This window comes from Furfurilactobacillus rossiae DSM 15814 (assembly GCF_000428925.1).
GTDB classification, from domain to species: Bacteria; Bacillota; Bacilli; order Lactobacillales; family Lactobacillaceae; genus Furfurilactobacillus; species Furfurilactobacillus rossiae.
The window spans coordinates 26638-47975 of the sequence record NZ_AUAW01000020.1 but is presented as its reverse complement, the minus strand read 5'-3'; the positions used below and the strand labels follow the sequence as shown (position 1 = coordinate 47975).

The following is a 21338-nucleotide window of genomic DNA, read 5'->3' as shown; positions in this document are numbered from 1 at the left end:
ATCTAGTTGAGACAGTCCATTGACTAAGCGATCATGAACTGCGGCATTCTTTGTATCTTGCGAATACCGTTTCCATTCATGACTTGGTTCAAGCGCTTTAAAATCTTCTAATTGTTCAAGGCCAAGCCACTTTTTAAGTGTTACAAATGCGATTCCAAAGTCCTTGGTGAACGCCCTCATGCTTTTGCCTGAGTGTTTGAACTGATAAAGAGTGTCTAGCTTTTGTTCAAGACTATACGAACGTCCTTGTTTTTCCATACAAAAATCCCCTTAGAAATAGATAGACGATTTATTATTTCGTCTGTCTACTCTAAGGGGACAATAACAGGATTACCAACATGAAGTCTTTTTTATAGTATCAAATTAATTATTTTTGAACGACAATCTACTTGCCGTCACATTATCGTACCGATGTCACTTGCAGTTCATCAGCCACATCGTAAAAGACTGGTTTCTGCCACGCCAACATGTCATCAGTTAGCTGCAGCTTTACAATGCTTTCTCGATTATATGGTTCAAAGTAGTACGTGCGACTCTCGCAAACTGCTGCTGCACGATAGACAGAATACGTTTGCTGATGGTCTGTGTTTCTCGGTACCGCGACACCATCCAATAAGTGCCAACTACTGATAATGGCATCGTCTTCATTAAATGGTTGATTGGCTCGTTCCTTGAAGTAAGCCGCACGAATAAAGCGTGACGACGGACTATACGAACCAGGTGGAATCGGCTTACCCGATAAGTTGCCGGTAGTGACCTTGGCGGTGTTTAACGGTACCTGCCCCGCCAGAAATTCAGGGGTAAATTCCATATAGTCAGTTAATCGGTCAATCTGTTTTTCGAAATTGGGTACGTTTGTCAAAATTCCCAGTGGATCATCGACAACGCGCATTGGCATAATCGTCGGTTCAATGGCTACCATTCGCCCAGTGCGGTCAGCCACTGCAAAATGCAGTTCCGACTGGCCATACTTGCGGTCACTGTATGTGTCAGCCATAAGCTCGACCTCGTCAATATGTGCTTCAATTTCCGCCACAGACCGAAAGTTACCCAACAGCCAGAAGGCAAACTCATAAGGCGCCAGTTGTACTTTGTCAGCACGTCGCTCAACAGCCCGTTTGGAACCATTGGCAAACGTCAATTTCTGCGCTGTCAGTCCCCATTCATTCACCCCATCTGACATATCGATGCGATGCGACAATTGAAAGGCGCTGCCGACAATCGCGTACTGATTTTTATGCACGCGATGATCAAAATCGCTTTGCCATTCGTAATTCCGTGGCACAAAAGCTGGTCTTACATCAAGCGTCGGCCAATCCATCGTCCGTGATAGGACGTGCGTACCATCACAGGCAATTTGAAAAATACTGGTACACATATAAAGTTAAACCTCCAGCTTACTAGTTTGACGTCGATTACGGCTCAGATGCAAGTACGCAATAAAGTGAAACGCAATGCCTGCCAACAGCAAAAGTCCGCCAACCCAATTGGACCAAATTGAGGTGACAATCGCTAGTCCATACAATGCGATTGATCGTAAAGGATCCATTTTAATACCGCGATCAAACACAAAGTGGTTCTTGTCCATCATTTGTTGATGAGTGTACAGATAGCGATACATCAAGTAGTAAACAGAGGAGATAAATAATGCCACTGTTGAATAAATCATAAACGATACGCGAATGTCCGCAGTATTTCGTTCCGCAATAGCGGTAGCTACCAAGCTCATTGGATAATCCAACAATGTGACACTAAACATCGATAACAAATTAATCAGGTTCAAATTTCGATCAATCACTTTCAAGCTTGCGAAGTAATCGTGGTGAAAGAGCCATAACGTCCCAACATAAAAATAGGAAACTGCATACGCCAAAAATTCAGGCCATTGCTTGGCAATTGCCGCTGCTAAATGACCCTGATGATAGTCTGGAACGTGAAATTCCAATACAAGAATCGTAATCAAAATGGCGAAAACACCATCACTAAATGCTTCCAAACGTGCTTTAGACATCATCGATCAATTCGCCCCGTTTTCTGGTTTTACAACATAATGGACACGATTATCTTCTGTCCTGCGAGCGTACAAACGTTGCGTATGATCTTCATCAAAATAGCCAAGATCAAGCATTGTGTTCCCGTCAATCGTGGCTTGACCATGATACGCATCCAGCAAAAAGCCACGAATATTGAACGCTTCCGCCATCAAGGCATCCGTGCGTTCAACAGAAGCAGCTAGGGTGTAACCCTCATCCAACATCAGTTTGATACCAGACACTTTCAAAAACGTGTCATAGCCATACAAGCGCGATGTATTACCATCTTCACGCTCTTTAGGCTTAATGTATCCCTTTGATTCCCAATAACGAAGTTGACGAGTCGAAACATCTGTCATTTTACTGATCTGGCCAATACCGAAAATCAAATTCGCCGTGCTAAAAATTTTACCATTACTGGTGTCGCGCAAACTTGTTCGCGCCATCCACCCACCTCCTGGTTACTGCGTGTTGCCAAAATTTATTATGGCGTCCGCAGCGACATTACTGTCTTATTCTTCCGGATATAATTCCTTAGTCATCTTACGGTGCCAAATGTTAGCTTCCAAAAATGGTTGACCGTAAGCTTCAAAACTCTGTTTGGCATAAAAACTGATGGCCGTTTCCTGTGCTTCTAGATATAACGTCTTGAAACCGTTTTCCTTGGCATCAGCAGTAATCTGATTAATCAGCGCGACGGCGTAACCACGATGCCGTGCCCAATCAATGGTTGCAACCCGTTGAATCTGAAGTAGATCATCATCTAAGGCTTTGACCCGCGCCGTCACGACCGGTGTGCCATGATCGTAACCAACATAGTGCGTGGCGTCTTCGTCATGACCGTCCAACTCTAATTCCTTATCAATGCCTTGTTCGTCGACAAAAACGGCTAAACGGACGGACACAGCATCTTCGTAAACTTTGCCATCTGTTCCCTTAAGTTGTTCAATATCAAGTTCTGGCTTTTCTTCTTTCTTCTTACCCCAGTGAAATAAACTCATTAATTGCTCCTTAGTTATTCTTTTATTTATATTGATGTCGTGGCTGCTTCATAGCCATAACGCGCTCTCAGCCCTAAAGCCTGTGCACAACCGAAACTGACGATTGCGCAGGCAAAACTACCATATAGCCAAAACGTGTCACTGTCGCCCAGAAGGCTGTGCATAACCCGAAGCTGATGAAAACCAAGCAAAGACCGCTTGATTCTCGGCTGCTACATAGCCATAACGCGCTCCCAGCCCTAAAGCCTGTGCACAACTGAAACTGACCATTGCACAGGCAAAAAGCACCTGCACAATCGTCAATTCCTGTTGTTGCTCGGCTTCAAACCCGGGCTTGTCACGCTCACTTCTCGTTATACCCCAACACTGTAATCTTCTGATCATCGAGGGCGAGGCGGGTCACACTGCCGTTTTCTGGACGGACGCTGAGATCGTACTTGCCGCCACCGTAACGCTCCATCAGACTGAGCAACGTATTGCCGTGACTGATAACGAGTACATTATCGCCATCAGAAAGATCATCGTTTTCACGAATTAAATCAAAACCACGATCGATTCGGTGCCAATATTCATCGTTACTTTCGGCATCATGAAAGGGATCGGCCTCTTTCATGAAGTCCTTCGCTTTGGCAATTGAATATTTTTCTTCAATTTCTTTAAACCCATTTAATCCATGTGGACGGCCAACTTGATCCCACACGTAATTCATGTTTTCGCCTTCGAAAGAACCATAAAACTGCTCGCGGAAAAATGGACTGCTAATCGGCTGTTTGACATTTGAAACATTATTTTCAGTCAAGATTGTTGCCGCCGTTTGTTGCGCCCGTGTTGTGTCAGAACAATAGGCCGCAGCAAACGACACATTAGCTAACCGTTCACCAGCTGACTTAGCATCTGCTAGACCCTTGTCGGTCAGCGGTGAATTGCTCCAACCCTGCAGTTTGTTGTAAATATTAAAATAAGTTTGTCCATGACGGACTAAATACAGTGTCACTGATGCCATGTTGATAACCCCCAAATTTTAATGTTTTCTAGACTCTATTATACACGACGGTACCGTTGTTAAGTAAAATTGACGGGCTTCTTTGCGGAACGTAAACATTCTTTAGCCGGTTAAAGTTTGCGTAAGGTCAATTTGCCAATAGTGAACAGCCATTGGCCGACGTGGTAAACTATGTCATATGCTTTTTGACGAGTAAATTTAAAAAGAGGACTTTGATTCATGCGTAAGCTGCAAGCAAAACTTAACACCCGAATCGGTTTGTTCTGGCTTCTGGTCTTTGTCTTTTGGGCCAAAACAATGTTGGCATACGCGATCGATTTTCACATTTCCATTAGTGATCCCGTTCAAGCCTTTATTGTCGCCATCAATCCGATTGGAACCAGCCTTCTATTATTCGGCCTCGCTTTCTATGCACGGCGGGCGCGGTTCTTTTATCCAATCTTGACGTTAACCTACATTTTAAATACTGTCTTACTTTATCTGAACGTGATTTACTTCCGTGAATTCACCGATTACATGACAGTTTCGACAATGACCGGTTACGACAAAGTCAATCAAGGCTTATCAGGCAGTTCGCTCGCCCTGACCATGCCCCATGATGTCCTTTATTGGCTGGACTTAGTCATTTTAATTCTGCTGTTTGCCTTTCGTTGGTTGAAGTTTGACAAACTAGCACTGCCGAAAAAGACCGGCTTCGCCGTGACGTCGTTTGCTCTTATGTTTATTACATTCAACTTAGCTGTCGCTGAAATGGACCGTTCTCAATTAATGACGCGGACGTTTGACCGGACATATGTGGTTAAGTACCTCGGACTAGACTTTTTCACCGCTTACGATGGTGCTAGTGAATGGCACACATCCTCAATGCGGGCCGCAGCCACCAAGTCAGAACTAAAGGATGTCACTGACTTTACGCAGAAACATTATGCCGCGCCAAATAAAACGATGTTTGGTGCCGCTAAGGGCCGCAACGTGATTGTGATTCACCTTGAAAGTTTCCAACAATTTTCGATTGACCAAAAAGTTAATGGTAAAGAAGTCACGCCATTTTTAAACAGCATTTATCACTCTAAGGACACCTATGCGTTTGATAATTTCTTTCATCAAGTGGGTCAAGGGAAAACGTCTGACGCAGAAAACATGCTAGAAGCTGGTACGTACGGTTTGCCACAGGGGTCGTTGTTTGCCCAACTGGGCAGCGACGAAACTTTCCAAGCCGCACCGGCGATTCTCGAACAGTCACCCGAAAAGTACACCACTGCCGTTTTCCATGGTAACGTGCCAACATTCTGGAACCGAAATAACGTATATCCAAATTTGGGCTATCAATACTTCTTCTCACAACCGTATTACAATCACAGCGGTGATCGTTCCATGGGTTATGGGTTGAAGGACAAACTGTTATTTGACGACTCTGTGAAGTACCTTCAACATCTGCAACAGCCGTTTTATGTTAAATATCTGACCGTTACGAACCACTTTCCGTTCGAATTAAACAAAGAGGATCAAGATCCCAACTTCAAAACGACTGATACCGATGACTCCGCGGTTAATAACTACTTTGTCACGAACCACTACTTGGACCAATCCGTTGAGGAACTGTTCAACTTCCTGAAGTCCTCGGGACTGTATAACAAGTCAATGATCGTCATCTATGGGGATCATTACGGGATTTCCAATTCAGAAAACAAGAATCTCGCCAGTGTCCTTGGGAAGGATCCAGACAACTGGACCAATTTTGACAACGCCCAACTACAACGTGTGCCATTTATGGTTCATATTCCGGGCAATGGTCATGGTAAGATCGAGCATCAATATGGTGGTGAAATTGACGTTGAACCAACACTGCTCCACTTATTGGGCATCAACTCCAAAAAGTACGTTCAGTTTGGTACCGACCTCTTCTCCAAACACCATGATCAAGTCGTGGCTTTCCGTAACCAAGACTTTGTGACGCCGACTTACACGTCTCTTTCCGGCACCATTTACAACAACAAAACTGGTCAACCTGCTAACCTAACAGCTGCACAGAAGAAACACACAGATGCCGAACAGGCCAAGGTGACCAAGGAACTAAGCCTGTCTGATTCATTGAATCAAAAGAACCTATTGCGATTCTACAAACCAGATGGTTTTACCCCAGTTGATCCTAGTAAATATAAGTATACGAAGGGGTTACAGAAAGCCGAGCAGATCGAACGCGATCGCGGTGTCGGTAGCACCTCGCTGTACAGTCAAAATGGCAATAAATCAATCGAAGGGTTATACCACACGGATGCCCCTGAGGTTGATGACAAGGGGCGTTGATCCATTTCAATACCACACAAATACCCATCGCAAACGGAAATTAACCATTGCGATGGGTATTTGTTTACTTCTAAATTGTCTGCGACATAACGTTCTTGATGACAACCGCTTCGCTGACCGAAAACGCTGTTCCGTGGGGACCGGTCTCAGCATCCTTAAACCCGGAGTCTTTAACCTTGATTATGAGCCGAAGCCCACGTCTCATAAGTCATCCCGCAACACTAAGCGGCCAAACCCCTGCCGCCAAGTGTTGCCGACACGGAACTATGTCTTCGGTCATCTTCACTCATGTAGTAGATTATTAATCAACAGCCCATTTACTGTTAGATAATGATTTCCGGTTATGTCAGCTGGAGGGCGCCAACATTGACACCGAGCCGTGAAGATAACGTTAATTCGGTGATTTGACCGAATTTAGGTTACGGACGGTCGGAAAGACTCGCGGTCTTCACGAGGCTTTACGGCGAGGTGAAAGACCGTGAACTTCGGGCTTGAACCGGTTCCACGGCGAGCGTGTCAATGTTGGCAACCGCAAGCGACGTCCAGCAATGACTCACATCAACCTAAATCGGTAACTAACGGGTCGGAAACGTTTGAAGGGCAACCGAACCGCCGAAAAACAACCCATTCCCAGTAAACTCTGGGAAATTCCGTTTGGCATTGCGGCCCCGCTCACCTGTCAGTAAGAAAATGGTGATGGCGATAAAGATAATGGCTAGGATAACAGTCATCCACCAGTCAAACATCCCCGGTTTCCCCATTGTCTGGGTGCCACTACTCATAAACGCAAAGCTATCAACGCTGAAATGGAATAGCATCGGCCACCACAAAGCACGTGTGTACAAATACAAAGCGGCTAACAAACAACCGATACTGGCTGCCGAAAGCGCCTGTTCAAATGTAGCCGACCAGCTTTGCCCCTGAAGTGCGTTTGGCAGATGAAATAAGCCAAACAAAATACTGGTAACGGCCACAGACCAACCAAACTGATGACGTGAAAACTCAAACGCACGCGTCATGAGACTAAGCGTAGCAAAGCGAAGTAGCCATTCTTCCACGACCCCAGGTTCCACTCCGTTTAACATCATCTTGAAGGTCGGTGACTTCATGTGAAAGTCGAATTTCCACAGCGTTCTAAACGATGTTCCTGCGTCAAAACTATTAAAAATGACGTAGCCAACACAAAACAATGCCAGTAAAACGACGATCCACCACTGCGCCGTTCTGGAAAACCCAAATCGAGGCAAACGGAATCCCCAAACTTTCATTGCAAAGCCCGTAATAATCACGAAACTAAAGGCACCAACAAAACCACTGGTTGCCAAGTCTTTTACTACTGGCGCCAATGCCTTTTCAAACGCCATGACCGCAATTTCTGGCGCAGCCACGATGACCTCAAACCCAACTGAGAAGAGGACCACAATCCGGCCAACCAATGATTCAATGCGGCCGTATGCAAACACACCGATAGGAATATAAACCAGCAATGACATGATAAAGACTACGATCGCAGCAGCATTAGCGTTAACGTGCAACCGCTTCACACAGATGCCCGCCAATACCATAAGTACCAATGAAACTGTAACCGTCTGAACAAATACTTGACCATAGTGATTGAAACGATACAAAAAACGTTTAAACCAATGACGATTTGCTAATGTTTCCTCGCTTGGAGCCAACAAAATCAATCCTAATAAATTTAATGCCAGCATCACATCCAGTAACACCGCCACCGCAGTTCGATTTTGATGGAGCACGACACGCCCCACAATCAAAATAAGCTCTTGAATGATTACCTGCACGAAAAACCAGCGTCGCAATCCTATGTTTGTCGTTAATCCCTGTCTCCCCATATCAGCTCACCTCCGCGTTCAGCAATTTAGTGTTATTCGATGACCGAAGTTCTCCATCATTTATTAAAGTTTTATCGGTCACTTTAATTTCGCTGGAATCTCTTATGATTTTATAATCATATCACTAAAAATATATCAACGTGCTGATGTGAGGCAATCATAATAAGCGATTAAAACCGTGATGATGAGAAGGAATCAGATTGCTTCTTTGTAAAACACATTATTTATCGCTAAAGAACTGGGTAACTGCCCTGTTATGACAGAAGTCAACATTTAAACGACGTGCAAGCTTGCAACCATAAGCGGTCAGATAATCACCATTTTCCGGCGCACAAAAAAACACCAACACGCTATAAATATCCGCATTGATGTCTTTTTTATTCGAAGGTCGGTAAGGATGCGCCAAGTTGTTCAATTAACTTGATTGCATCATCGATTTTTTCAATTGAAATGGTGTCGCCTAAACTTTCAACTGATTCACGAATTGACTTTTCAATCTTGTGATGCAAACGAACACCCTTATTGGTTAAGAAAACCAATTTGGTCCGGCGATCATCGGCTGTCGTTTTCATTTCAACCTGATCATCCTTTAATAGCTTACCAATTTGCGTCGACACAACACTCATTGAAAATGGTGTTTCCTTGGTAAGTTGCGAAACGGTGATCCCTTTGTTTGCAGCGATTCGTCTCAACAAAACGGCTGTTTGTAAATTAAGGCCGAAATGATTAACAAAATTAATTGCCGCACGGTTAGCAACATAAACTTCGTTAACGTAGTGATCACACAATACTGCAACCATTGCATCAACATTTTCCTGATTATTCATTGGTTCGGACATTACGAGAACCCCTTTTCTCAAAAATTACTGTAATAAACCCAGTTGTCTTTGATCCACTTATAGCTTTGCCCAAGTGATTAAAGTTAAACTTATGAAATGAATTGTACTTAATTGTAGTTGAGAAACCTAAAAAATACCATAAACTTATTAATATTATACCCATTTAACCAAATTTATTGCATAAAAAGAGGAACAATAATGCCTAAACTTGGCGTTATCGTCCCTTCTTCAACTAAAATAAATTCATTTTACGTTAATTTGCTCATGATGCTCTGACCACGGATAGGCCTTAACGACACCAACAACTTTGCTCTTAGGTACAAATCCATAGTACCGACTGTCGTTTGACACAGCACGATTATCCCCGAGAACAAAATAACTATCCTTGGGAACTTTAGTGACGCCAGCATTACGCGTCCAGTTTTCATCATAGCTAAGTGTTTTTAGATTAAAGCCTTTGTAGTCATTACCGTTATGTGGTAAAGCCGTTAGTGTACCAGCCTGTTGTTGCTTTTTAGTGATATAGCTCTGGGAAACAAACTTCCCGTTCACGTATAACTTCCCATCAGCGTGATAATCAATCGTATCCCCAGGCATTCCAATAATCCGCTTAACATACATAACTTTAGTATCAGTCGCCTGTGGGTCCACACCGTAAGCCTTAAACACGATGACCCGATCATGCTTTAATGGCGCCTGCTTAAAGGCCCACACCCGCTCGTCATTCTGAAGGTTAGGCAACATTGAGGGCCCATCGACACGTACGTGCGCAATCAGCAGCCATTTAACTAACATTGCAATGGCAAAACCAATTAAAATTGGCCACACCCAACTCATAACTTTTTTAATGTGAAGCACATCCTTTCACAGGGCTTTTACTATAGATTAAAAAGACATTAGTAGATATTATTATAGCCGTTTTTTGACCGACATAAAGTGATAAAAACAATAATTGTTAAAATATCGTTTTTATCGACTATTCGTTGGGTAAATGAACCGACGTACTGTGCACTGGACCACGATGGTGTGGATCGATAGCAAATGCAGCGGCGTGGACAGCCGTAGCCGCTTCACCAAATCCCGTCGCAATTAAGGCCACTTTACCATCGTAGCTGGCCGTATCACCAGCGGCGTAAATGCCGTCAACGCTAGTTTTCATGCTACCATCGACAGCCACTTGTTGCCTGTTTTGATCAAACTGCAGGTCCCAGTTTTCAAACACACTGTGATCTGAGATAAAGCCATAATTCACAACCAGATCATCCACAGTAACCGTTCGATGATTGTCTGTTTTCATTTCTTTTAAGTCAACTGTCACCTGCTTGCCATTTGCCGTCAGTCCACTCACGAGATAAGGCGTAACTGTTTCAACACCGGATTCATTTAGCCTAGTCACACTGTGTGGCAAGGCCCGAAATGAATCACGTCGGTGCATCAAATACACATGATGAGCTACCGGTTCTAACATCAATGCAATATCAATGGCCGCATCTCCACCACCGGCAATCATCACGTCATGATTCTTAAATTGAGCGACCTTCGGCACAAAGTACCAAAGATTACGCCCCTCAAAAGCCTCTGCGTTATCCACAGCCAGTTTGCGCGGCGTAAAAGCGCCATTACCTGTAGTCACTAAAACGGCCTTAGAATGCGTCACATCCTTGTTGGTCGTGATCGTGAAATCACCCAGTTGACCACTCACGTTCGTCACTGTTGTTTCCGTCTTTATCGTAACAGGAAATTCACTCGTTTGTGCCACTAATCTGTCGACTAATTCTTGGGCGGTTACGTGGCTAAAACCGGCCACATCCAAAATCCGTTTTTCCGGGTACAACGTGGTTAATTGGCCACCAACCTGGGGCAAGCTTTCAACAACTTGCGTTTTTAACTCCTGCAAACCTGCGTAAAAAGCGGCAAATAAGCCCACGGGACCACCGCCAATAATTGTTAAATCATACATTGCTTCATCCATTATTAAATCCTGTCATTCCTCTTCAAAAGTGGGTAATTTTAGCTGATGTTGTTGTTCAAACAAACGGCCAATGCGCAACACTGCCAATTCATCACCTTTACGGGCGGTAAACTGAATGCCGATTGGTAATCCTGCGTCAGTCACAAATGTTGGCAAACTGATAGCCGGTTGTCCTGTTAAATTAGCCTGTTGTGTAAATGGCGACAATGTCAGCGCCTGTTCAAAATAATCCCACAACAGTTGCAAACGCTCAGATGATTTCATCCGCGTCACATGATCGATCTGAGCATCTATATCTGGATCCACCAAAGGATTGTCCAAACGTGGTGCCGGGTAAGCAGTCGTTGGGGTGAGATACAGATCATACGTATCCAAAAAGTCATTCATCTGTGCACTGGCTTGATCCCATAGACCCATTGCCTGACTATACTGTGCGCCAGTGACACCTAGCCCTGCCTGATAGATCAGCCACGTCAACCGTTCCATATCATCTGGCCCAACCGAACGTCCTAAGGCCTGATTAACAGAATCAAACATTGCGGCGGTTTCAGCACCATTCATCATGTAGTAAGACCGCATGAGTGCCGCACCATCCAATGGATTGCTCTTTTCGACCACTTCGTAGCCCTGTTCCCGTAAGAATGTCACAGCGTCTTCAACCGCCTGCACAGCCGCCTTAGAAACAGGCGTGCCAACGGGTGATTTTGTACTGTAAGCAATTCTCAGATGAGCTGGCTGATCCCAGAGTTGCGCAGCGAACCCTTGTAGGTTAACCGGCGTACTAAATGGTGCCTCCGGTTGGTACGTTTGCAACCAGTCTAATAGGGCAGCTGTATCACGAATTGAATGCGTCAACGCAAAGTTAATGGACGCGCCGGCCCAGCCACGCCAGCCATCAGGACCGACAGGCACTCGCCCACGTGTGGGTTTCAATCCAATCAAGCCAGAAAACGAGGCTGGAATGCGGATTGATCCACCACCATCATTACCAGCTGCTAGTGGCACATAACCGGCTGCAACACTTGTCGCTGCGCCACCAGATGAACCACCAGGATAATAGTCGCGATCCCACGCATTTCGCGTTTTACCATACAGCACCGGATCAGTAATGTTTTTGAAGCCAAACTCTGGCGCATTCGTTTGACCGATTATAATAAAACCGGCATCCTGCAATGCGGCAACAAAGTTATCTGTTTTGCCCGCAATCTCATCTTTGAATAGGCGTGCACTCAGCGTGGCTGGCTCGCCTTTTAAATTTTGTCCGAGATCCTTCAGCAACAATGGTACGCCTAAAAAGGGCCGACCGAGATCCTGCAACTGGCGGGCCTCCGACAGCGCTTTTTCACGGCGCGTGTGAACGACTGCATTCAAGTCATCGTTGGTCGCTGCGATCCGTGCAAAAGCTGCTTCGACCAAGGCCTCACTGGTCACTTCGCCATTGCGAACCCGACGTGCTAATTCCAATGCATCTGCCATGACAATTCGCCTCCAAACGTTTGTTGATTGTTAGCTAAATTATACCGCATTCCATGTTTTGCATGCGATTTTTGAGTGACACATTGAGGATGTCTTAATATGTGGTGAGGTACTTTATCGTGCTTGGCCTGCGCTTACGGTTGGCAACAGTGACACGCTCGCCGTGGGACCGGATCGAGCACGAAGTTCACGGTCTCTCACCTCGTCGCATAGCCCCGTGAAAAACCGGGTCTCTGCGACCGTCCGTGATGTAAATTCGGAAAAACCATCTAATTAACATCACCATCACGGCTCGGTATCACTGTTACCGTCCTCCAGCTCATATCCTAACAAAATACAGACGCACATCAGTTAACAACAACTGATACTAGTCTGCACAGTCATGACATAAATAAAAATAAGGCCAAATGACACATTTAATATGCATCATTTAACCTTATTTTTATTAATAGCGACAACAATTGTTATCACTCGGCACGCTTACCTATGTAAGCAACCACGTTGGAAAACTAGTTTTCGCCTTCCAACTTCTTTGCATCTGCATCAATCGTGGCAAAACCAGATTCTTTTGATTCTGGCTTTGGGTTCTTAGCACGATCTTCTTCGGCCTTTTCGATCAAAGCCTTACGTTCTTCCTTACTCAATTTAGCCATGATATTCGCCTCTTTTAAATGGAAAAGAAACGGGCGCCATTAAGTCCCACGCATTGTGGGGACGGCTCGTTGGTTTCATTGTAGCGCTTTTATCAGATTTTGGTAAACTTTGTTTTATCCAAAATTACCGTTCGTCTTGTTTCAGTTCAAGCTGTAGCTCACCCGTCGTCTCGCGACCCAACATGAAGCCCTGCCCCTTCAAGAGCATGACGGCCTGAACATTGGCTGGTTGCACGGTTGCAATAACCTTTTGAAGATCGAGCTCATCAAATGCAAATGACAGCATATGACTCAGCACTTCACTCATGACACCCTGACGCTGAGCAGACGGCAATAGTTCAAACGTAATTGCTGCGTTTTTGCGATCCACTGTAAAAGAATCGAACCCAAACGTCCCTAAAAATTCACCCGTCCGCTTGTCACCAATGCCCCATACCAACGCGTCATTGTTCATAATCTTGCTCATGACACGGTTAACGTGAGCAGCCGTGTCCATGATGGTTGCATCAACATCTCGATTGACCAGCCTTGCTATATTAGAATCATGGCGCAATTCAAAGACTTCCTTCACCTTGAATGTGGTTAGCCAGTCTAACTCATAATGTTTGGTCATGATTGGATGATACTTTTCAAAAATCATGGTTCGCCTTCTTTCTCATGACGCTATTATACAAATTTAGGCTAGTAAAGTCAGAATTAAGGGTTGCTTTACTTTTTATTGCGGGGTCGCATGGTATAATTCTGCTAAGAAATGTGAGGGGAAACATCATGTTAGTCGCGTACAAAAAGTTTTGGCAACAATCATTTCATATTAAGGGTGTTGCGACCCGGGCCGAATTTTGGTGGGCTTTTCTGGTTAACTTCTTTTTTGAAATCCTGTTTCAGGCCATGCAATATCTGCGAGCCTTTGATTTCAATGACCATCCGTCAGCCCGGGTGGGGACTGGAAATCCTCACCTTACCCACTGGCTGTTTGCCGGTGGTGAGAACAGTGTATTCGCCAATACGTTTGTCATTCTTGCCATTATTTTCATGTTGGCAACGCTCATCCCCAAATTCACCATTGCGGTTCGTCGCTCCCACGACTTCAATTGGTCAGCACATTGGTTGATTGGCCTGTGGATAGTCCGTTTGCTACTCTTCTTAACTACCATGTACGAATTGATCTTGTTAGTCGTGAACTACCAGAATGGTCACGTGAACGCTGCCATGGCCAATTTTGAGTGGGGATTTCTGGCATTACTGATATTCTTCATCCTCGAACTCATTGAATGGGGATTGCTAGCCAAGAAGTCCAAACGACCTAACCGTTACTTAGCTGACCCAACGCCTACGACTAATCCCAACGATGATGGTGGCGACTCAAAGACGGTTAACAGTGAAACTGAAAGCACAACTATAACAAACGAAACAACGGGCAAATAAGCCCTTTAGTCCGCTGTTTGGCATGCCAACTTAAATTAACGGTATAAAGAGACCACAATTCTGAAACAAATCGGAATTGTGGTCTTTAAATTATTCAGCTTATTTTATTTACCCGCAGTGTCATCGCGTTAATCGCTACGATCACTGTACTCAAGGACATCAATACTGGCAGGCTTGTTAAACATTTCAATTTGCTGCAAATTATCTAAGGCGAAGATCAAAACATATCGGTATGTTTTAGAAGTAACCCCACAGAAAAATAACAACACTTAAATATGATGGTCACCGCTAACCGTTGTGCTGGTAATAATAATCAACAAAACGGCTTCACAGTGAATAAAAAATCCCCTCACGGGTGACACACGGGTGACAGATGAACTATCATAACTCATCTATCACTCGTGAGGTGATTATTGCCAGAATATGAGATTTATTTTTTATAGACCATGTACTCAAATAACTACATCTTCGTGTGGATTTAAATATCCCTAACTTCAAGCCCAGTGTGATGCCTTATCTACCTTATTTCATTTCGGCTGTCTTTAGTAAATCGTCACGGTGTCCCATCGTAGCGAGCTTACTTAATGCTGCTGATGGCGTGTGGTCAAAAGCCTTTGATCCATTCATTTCGGTACCCCAAACACCAGATGAAAATGGCGTTTTGTAATTGCCCTTAGACATGTTTTTGATAGTAACCGTATATTTGCCATCGTTTTCTTTAACAGTCGCCTTTAGGAACTTTGAAGTCTTTTTGTATTTCAGCTTACCGTCATTTGCTTTGACTGACTTCACCGTGCTTGCGTCCGGAGCCGCAAACAATCCGATTTTATTCGTAATATTTATACTCTTACCATCTTTAAAGTCTGCCTTACTTAATTTGATTCCATCTGCTGACATTGGGGCAAAATACCAACCCTTTGATCCAGATGCGGCGTGCATAAAGGCAAAATGCAAGTATGTTGAGTCTCCTTTCAACATAGAGACCTTGAATGACACAGACTTACCAGGCAAGGTTGCTCCAACAACCTTCTTGTCCTTACTATTATAGCTTCCAACGATGGCACCAGACGTCTTACTCATATCGTTTCTTTTCATTTCAAACGTCGTGGCATGTGTCGCATCAGCTTTTACATTTGTAGTACCGACAGTTGCTAAAGTCATTGGTAGCACTGCTAAAATTAGGCCCGTTGCAATCTTGTTTTTCATGATAAAAATATCTCCTTGCCTATTAATTATATTTAAATACTTTCAAAACTACTGATAGAAATACAATAGTATTCTCTACCTTCCAACCAGATTATCTTTTTTCGAAAATTAGGAATATTTAATTACCAATTATTTAATCCCTCCTTGAGTACATATGAGTATTCGCAGCGACTAAGTCCTATAAACGCAATCACCAAATTGATGAGACATTCACGACTTAGGGGCTCATTAAGACCCATAGCATCCCTCCCAAGTGATAAAAGCATATTAGTGAACCTGATTGATATTAAATCCACTAACATTTTTTGGCAAAGAAATGTACTCGATATTCACCTATTTGAACGAATTACAGCGAGTCCAAGATTTAAAGAAATTGGTTACACAAGGAAAAACTCATAATTCCATGAGGATGACAGAAAAAGAAGCATTTAGTCTCATAAAAAGACCACAATTCTGAAACAAATCGGAATTGTGGTCTTTAAATTATTCAGCTTGTTTATTTACCCGCAGTGTCATCGCGTTAATCGCTACGATCACTGTACTTAGAGACATCAACACTGCCCCGAGCATTGGGCTCAAGATAAAGCCCAACGGTGCCAGGACCCCTGCTGCCAATGGGATGGCTAAAATATTATAACCAGCCCCCCACCAGAGGTTCTCTGTCATCTTACCAGTTGTCTTACGAGCTAAATTCAAGAATTCAACAACATCGTTAGGGTCGCTGCGAACCAACACAACGTCGGCCGAATCAATCGCCACATCTGTGCCCGTGCCAATCGCCACACCAATATCTGCACGCGCTAAACTTGGCGCGTCGTTAACCCCATCACCAATCATCATGACGGAACCATCTTCCTGATACTGGCGAACAATTTTCTCCTTATCCTCTGGCATCAATTGCGCTCGCACTTCGTCGACACCCAATTGTTTGGCAACCACTTGAGCCGTTTGTTCGTTATCACCCGTTAACATAACGGGCACGATGTGTTGCTTTTTTAACATACTGATCATGTGTTTGGCAGCTGGTTTAATTTCATCCCCCTGCGCCACAAAACCAGTTAATCGATCATCTACAAGCAAATAACTAACAGAATTGCCTGAACTAGCAAGTTCATCAAACTGCTGGTGGTCGTAAGCTATTCCCTGCTGGTTCAGATATGTGGCCGAGACAATGGCCACCTTATGACCATCTGCACGGCCCTGCACGCCGACACCGGTAATCTGAGCAATGTCACTTACTTTTGCCGCTGTAATTTGGCGGTGTTTGGCCGCGTTCAAAATACCAACTGCTAATGGATGGCTAGACCCATTTTCCAGACCAGCCAACTGGGCCAATACCGCATCATCGCTCACGCCATCAATTAAACTGCCAACAGCATGCACCTCAAAGTTTCCTTCAGTTAGGGTCCCCGTCTTATCCATCAAGGCGTACTTTAATGTTTTAACACGCTCCATTGCGTCTCGATTGCGGATCAACAAACCATTACGGGCAGCAATAGAAGTGCTTCGGGCAACGACCAGCGGAATTGCTAAACCGAGCGCATGCGGGCAGGCAATCACGAGCACCGTCACTGCCACAGATAGTGCCAGCGCCAAATTACCGATGAATAGCCATGTCACAAAGGCTACGATGGCGACCAATAATGCTGCGTAAAACAGCGTCCCAGCAACTTTATCAGCCATGTTTTCCTGTTCTGACTTCGACTGTTGCGCATTGGCCACCAAATCCATAACTTGCGCTAAATAACCTGAATCGCCTGTTCCGGTAATCGTCATTTCAAACGTGCCATCACCGTTGACTGAGCCGCCAATAACTTTATCATCGGCCTTCTTCTCAATCCGTTTGGCCTCACCCGTAACCATGGCTTCGTTAACACTAGTGGTTCCACTTACCAACACACCGTCAGCCGGAATCTGTTCACCCGCTCTTACTGACACATGATCACCCGCGGCCAATTCGTTGACTTGAACATCCTGTGTCTGTCCATTGACGATCTTGTGTGCAGTGTTCGGTAAGAGTTTGGCCAGTGAATCAACCGCTGAACCGGCATTCATCACTGCGTTCATTTCAATCCAGTGACCTAGTAGCATGATGTCGATCAACGTTGCCAATTCCCAAAAGAAATTCATCACCATAGGCTTCACGTCGAACACATTGTTCGCGATTGTGGCATAAATACTGTAAATGTACGCAACGGAAATACCCATAGCAATCAGCGCCATCATCGCTGGCTTGCGCGTTTTCAATTCGTCAACGGCTCCGGAAAAGAATGGTGCCCCACCATAGAAGAACAAAATGGTCCCGATTAACGCCACCACCCAGTCAGAACCTGGAAACGACAATTGGAACGGCAAACGTGCACCCATCATTGGCGTTAATAAAATAATCGGAATCGTTAAGACTAAGGACACCCAAAACTTCCGTTTGAGATTACCCATATGCATCATGCCATGCCCAGCCATCTGCATATCATCCTGATTCATTTCGTCGTGCTTCATCTCATGACCCATCGACATGTTGTTCATCATGTGCCTCCCTTGACGCTTATATTTTTGCGTTTACATTTGTAATCGATAGGTACAGTTTACAATCGTAAACGAAAATCGTCAAGTCATAAGTTTCGTGATTTCATGAAAAAAAGAACTGGCTGGCCATTACGCCAAACAGTTCCCTTTCGTCAAGACAAATATTTAATTAGGCTTCCTGCTTCATGACATCGCAGCCGTCTGGCAAACAATCGCATGCTACCGTCTCTGGGGCCGTCTTCGCTTTTTCCGCCAATTGAGCTTGCAGGTCAGCAATGTTTGCCTTGCTGAGCGTCAGATCATCAATCAAGTCAGCTAACGTTTGACCGACTTTCATCTGACACAGGTGGCCAAACAAAGCGCGTGTTGCACTATCCATGGCATCTTGTTCAGCAACCAACGGCGTATAAATGAATGCGTTACCGTCCTTTCTCGTTGTGAGCGCCTGCTTCTTAACCAAACGCCCCAGTAGTGTCTTAACTGTGGCTGACTTCCAGCCCATCTTGTCAGCTAAAATTTCGGTAATCTGGCGGCTGTTCGATTCACCTAACGTCCACACAATTCGCATTACTTCCCATTCCGCATCACTAATTTCAAGTTTTACTGTGGCTTCCATGTTGATAACCACCTTTCGTCATCTTTAACTAGTTCCAATGAGTAAAGTTTACACTTGTAATCGTGTTTTTTCAACGATGTTGTTTTGTTGGTATGAACACATGGGTTTTAATTTTATGATGAATTAAATTCACTTTAAATTGAAAAAGTTGAGTTTTATTTATTCAATAATATCCTTTATACTTGGCAACAAGTAAAAGAGAGGAAGCGACAGTTATGAGTGAATTATTTGCAGATCGTGCCGCCATTGGCACAGAAAGTCGTTTGGCACAGTTATTTGGTGGGCAGTTAGGTCCAGACGGGATTAAATTTTCCGCTGGCAATCCCAATCCTGACCTGTTTCCAACCGCACAAATGCAAAACGCCTTTAACACCGCCATCGATACTGCGGGTAACCACTTATTTGAGTATCAAGAGGTCGCTGGCCCCGTTCACCTTCGTCAACAACTGGCCAATCGCGTTCACCAAACGGCCGGCATCAATGCCACGGCTGATAATGTATTGGTCACCCAAGGCGGCCAGCAAGCAATTGATTTAGTAGCCAAGTTGCTGCTCGACACTGGTGATGAAGTCGCTGTCGAAACGCCTACTTATGTTGGTGCCCTCGCTTCGTTTGATCAATATGGTCCTACTTACTTAGACGTGCCAATGGAAGACGACGGTATGGATGTTGATGCACTCACCTCATTGTTGAAAACCCATCCCAATATCAAACTGGTCTACACAGTGCCTGATTTTCATAATCCCACCGGTGTTACGATGTCCGTTGCCAAACGGAAGCGGTTGGTTGAACTAGCTGAAGAATATCACTTCTACATTCTTGAAGATACACCATACCGCGATTTGCGGTACCACGGTCACTCATTGCCAGCTATTAAATCCTTTGACCGCCATGGTCGTGTTATTTTCATCAGCAGCTTCTCAAAAATTTTAATGCCAGGTTTGCGTACCGGTTGGGTGGTCGCGGATGAAATGGTCATCAATAAACTGCGTCAACTGAAAGAAACCAGTGATCTTGAATCACCAGCCATTATGTTGCATGCTGTGTCTGCCTTTTTGGATAACAACGACTTAAACCAACATGTGGCTAACATGCTGACTACCTATCGCAATCGACTAGATGCGATGCTTAACGCACTGACCGAATTCATGCCAGACACAGTTAAATTCACACGCCCTGACGGTGGTTTCTTCGTTTGGTTGACACTGCCAGAAAATGTCGACACACAAGCATTGTTACAGGATGTTGTGATGCCGCAAGCACATATCAGTTACGTTCCCGGTCAAGTCTTCTTCGCTCATCAAAACGTACACAATGGCCTGCGGTTGAACTTTTCCGGTGTTGATGAACAACAAATCACTGCTGGCATTCAACGACTGGCAACCGCACTGACTGAAAATACTGTCAAAGTGCAGTAAGTTTTTCCGCCCTCTCTTTGATTCATTCAAAAAACAGCGTCCAGATTATCAACTTTTTGATAGTCTGGACGCTACTTTTTGTACATAATATTCGTCCGTTACGCCGACCTGCGACGCCGTTTCCGTGAGGACCGGTCTCAACCCGCAAAAGCCGCGGTTTTCAACCTCGATTCTGAGCCACAGTACGTCTCACAAGTCGTCCCACAATACTAAATGGCCAAGCCCCCGCCATTAAGTATTGTCGACACCGAAACTCTGTCGCCGGTCAGCTCCACTACATAACCAAAGCCCGCTCTAAAGATTTTTAACTATCTCACATATGGGAACAACTCTAGCGTTGTGAAAAATCACAGGAATTTCCACATCTAGACAGCATTACCAGAAATTAGACAATGTCTGAACGTGGTGTTGTCTAGTTTAGTGGTGACGTGGTGCCCACTGCTATGTGAGCGAGAGGACGGCAACATTGACACCAAGCCGTGCAGGTGATGTTAATCTGAGTGATTTTGCTCAGATTTACATCACGGACGGACGTCAAGACTCGCGGGCTTCACGAGGCTCGACGGCGAGGTGAAAGACTTCGGTTTTTGAAGGCTTGAACCGGTCCCACGGCGGCGTGTCAATGTTGCCAACCGGCAGCGAAAGCTGTCACGACAGCCACAATCTACCGTTGCTCACGTACCAAAGCCAACTGAGCAATTTTTTTGATTAGGTCAACCGGCAATGGCTTGTCTAGTGGCAGTTGAATAGCACCCTTGCTAGTATGAAAATCACTTAACTCCGTTTGCATCAACGCAATCGGTTCCGCGCCAGGATACAAACCGGTATGGTGCTTCATATTCGCAAAATGAATAATGTTACGTTGACCATAAAATGTTGGCATACCGTACGAGATTTTCTCTTGTGCATTAGGCAACTCTGCCTTCAACAATACGTATAATTCGTTCAATCGCGCCTGCCGTTCTGCTGGCTGATCCGCGATATATTGTTCGATCACCGTCATCTTTTCC

21 protein-coding genes are annotated in these 21338 nt (G+C 44.6%); 3 read left to right on the top strand and 18 right to left on the bottom strand.

The window, feature by feature from the left end:
* From G400_RS0111025 to G400_RS0111000, 6 genes are all read right to left on the bottom strand, one after another.
* Window positions 1–258 (bottom strand): hypothetical protein (locus G400_RS0111025; RefSeq protein WP_027827226.1); only part of this gene is annotated, 258 nt, incomplete at its 3' end.
* A 142-nt stretch (window positions 259–400) separates the two neighbouring features.
* Window positions 401–1378 (bottom strand): linear amide C-N hydrolase, encoded by a 978-nt coding sequence (locus tag G400_RS0111020; protein WP_017261496.1) that lies wholly within the window; start codon window positions 1376–1378, stop codon window positions 401–403.
* A gap of 6 nt (window positions 1379–1384) precedes the next feature.
* Window positions 1385–2014: a TMEM175 family protein gene (locus G400_RS0111015; protein ID WP_017261497.1), complete on the bottom strand. Its 630-nt coding sequence runs from the start codon at window positions 2012–2014 to the stop codon at window positions 1385–1387.
* 3 nt (window positions 2015–2017) lie between these two features.
* Window positions 2018–2479 carry a MerR family transcriptional regulator gene (locus tag G400_RS0111010; RefSeq protein ID WP_017261498.1) on the bottom strand — a complete coding sequence of 154 codons (462 nt, stop codon included), beginning with the start codon at window positions 2477–2479 and terminating at the stop codon, window positions 2018–2020.
* 66 nt (window positions 2480–2545) lie between these two features.
* Complete coding sequence (locus G400_RS0111005; protein ID WP_017261499.1) at window positions 2546–3034, bottom strand: GNAT family N-acetyltransferase; 489 nt, start codon at window positions 3032–3034, stop codon at window positions 2546–2548.
* A 343-nt stretch (window positions 3035–3377) separates the two neighbouring features.
* A complete protein-coding gene (locus tag G400_RS0111000) occupies window positions 3378–4037 on the bottom strand; it encodes a histidine phosphatase family protein (RefSeq protein WP_017261500.1) in 660 nt (219 codons plus the stop codon).
* Window positions 4038–4256: 219 nt separating this feature from the next.
* On the opposite strand from G400_RS0111000, the gene G400_RS0110995 reads away from it, so the two are divergent.
* Window positions 4257–6344, top strand: a complete 2088-nt coding sequence (locus tag G400_RS0110995; RefSeq protein ID WP_017261501.1) for an LTA synthase family protein — start codon at window positions 4257–4259, stop codon at window positions 6342–6344.
* 70 nt (window positions 6345–6414) lie between these two features.
* Here the strand turns inward: G400_RS0110995 and G400_RS16565 are convergent, their stop codons facing one another.
* From G400_RS16565 to G400_RS0110960, 8 genes are all read right to left on the bottom strand, one after another.
* Entirely contained in the window at window positions 6415–6549 is a 135-nt protein-coding gene (locus tag G400_RS16565; RefSeq protein ID WP_263640342.1) for a hypothetical protein, read from the bottom strand.
* Window positions 6550–6919: 370 nt separating this feature from the next.
* The gene (locus G400_RS0110990) at window positions 6920–8197 is read right to left on the bottom strand and encodes a CPBP family intramembrane glutamic endopeptidase (protein WP_017261502.1); all 1278 of its coding nucleotides are present in this window, start codon (window positions 8195–8197) and stop codon (window positions 6920–6922) included.
* Between the two features lie 377 nt (window positions 8198–8574).
* Window positions 8575–9036: a MarR family winged helix-turn-helix transcriptional regulator gene (locus tag G400_RS0110985; protein ID WP_017261503.1), complete on the bottom strand. Its 462-nt coding sequence runs from the start codon at window positions 9034–9036 to the stop codon at window positions 8575–8577.
* Between the two features lie 243 nt (window positions 9037–9279).
* Window positions 9280–9873: a signal peptidase I gene (lepB, locus tag G400_RS0110980; RefSeq protein WP_017261504.1), complete on the bottom strand. Its 594-nt coding sequence runs from the start codon at window positions 9871–9873 to the stop codon at window positions 9280–9282.
* Window positions 9874–10012: 139 nt separating this feature from the next.
* Window positions 10013–11008, bottom strand: coding sequence for an NAD(P)/FAD-dependent oxidoreductase (locus G400_RS0110975; protein ID WP_017261505.1), 996 nt, complete (start codon window positions 11006–11008; stop codon window positions 10013–10015).
* A gap of 12 nt (window positions 11009–11020) precedes the next feature.
* A complete protein-coding gene (locus G400_RS0110970; RefSeq protein WP_017261506.1) occupies window positions 11021–12484 on the bottom strand; it encodes an amidase in 1464 nt (487 codons plus the stop codon).
* A gap of 509 nt (window positions 12485–12993) precedes the next feature.
* The gene (locus G400_RS16400; RefSeq protein ID WP_017261507.1) at window positions 12994–13137 is read right to left on the bottom strand and encodes a hypothetical protein; all 144 of its coding nucleotides are present in this window, start codon (window positions 13135–13137) and stop codon (window positions 12994–12996) included.
* Window positions 13138–13261: 124 nt separating this feature from the next.
* Window positions 13262–13777 (bottom strand): GNAT family N-acetyltransferase, encoded by a 516-nt coding sequence (locus G400_RS0110960; protein ID WP_017261508.1) that lies wholly within the window; start codon window positions 13775–13777, stop codon window positions 13262–13264.
* Window positions 13778–13905: 128 nt separating this feature from the next.
* On the opposite strand from G400_RS0110960, the gene G400_RS0110955 reads away from it, so the two are divergent.
* Window positions 13906–14562, top strand: a complete 657-nt coding sequence (locus tag G400_RS0110955; RefSeq protein WP_017261509.1) for a DUF805 domain-containing protein — start codon at window positions 13906–13908, stop codon at window positions 14560–14562.
* Between the two features lie 522 nt (window positions 14563–15084).
* Here the strand turns inward: G400_RS0110955 and G400_RS0110950 are convergent.
* The 3 genes from G400_RS0110950 to G400_RS0110940 form a co-directional block, all read right to left on the bottom strand.
* On the bottom strand, window positions 15085–15768 hold the full coding sequence (locus G400_RS0110950; protein ID WP_017261510.1) for a hypothetical protein: 684 nt from the start codon (window positions 15766–15768) through the stop codon (window positions 15085–15087).
* Between the two features lie 483 nt (window positions 15769–16251).
* On the bottom strand, window positions 16252–18294 hold the full coding sequence (locus G400_RS0110945) for a heavy metal translocating P-type ATPase (RefSeq protein ID WP_017261511.1): 2043 nt from the start codon (window positions 18292–18294) through the stop codon (window positions 16252–16254).
* Between the two features lie 169 nt (window positions 18295–18463).
* A complete protein-coding gene (locus tag G400_RS0110940; protein WP_017261512.1) occupies window positions 18464–18910 on the bottom strand; it encodes a CopY/TcrY family copper transport repressor in 447 nt (148 codons plus the stop codon).
* 215 nt (window positions 18911–19125) lie between these two features.
* Between G400_RS0110940 and G400_RS0110935 the strand changes: the two genes are divergently transcribed.
* Window positions 19126–20328, top strand: a complete 1203-nt coding sequence (locus G400_RS0110935) for an aminotransferase-like domain-containing protein (protein WP_017261513.1) — start codon at window positions 19126–19128, stop codon at window positions 20326–20328.
* A gap of 664 nt (window positions 20329–20992) precedes the next feature.
* Here the strand turns inward: G400_RS0110935 and G400_RS0110930 are convergent.
* Complete coding sequence (locus G400_RS0110930) at window positions 20993–21331, bottom strand: iron chaperone (RefSeq protein WP_017261514.1); 339 nt, start codon at window positions 21329–21331, stop codon at window positions 20993–20995.
* Window positions 21332–21338: the final 7 nt, after the last annotated feature.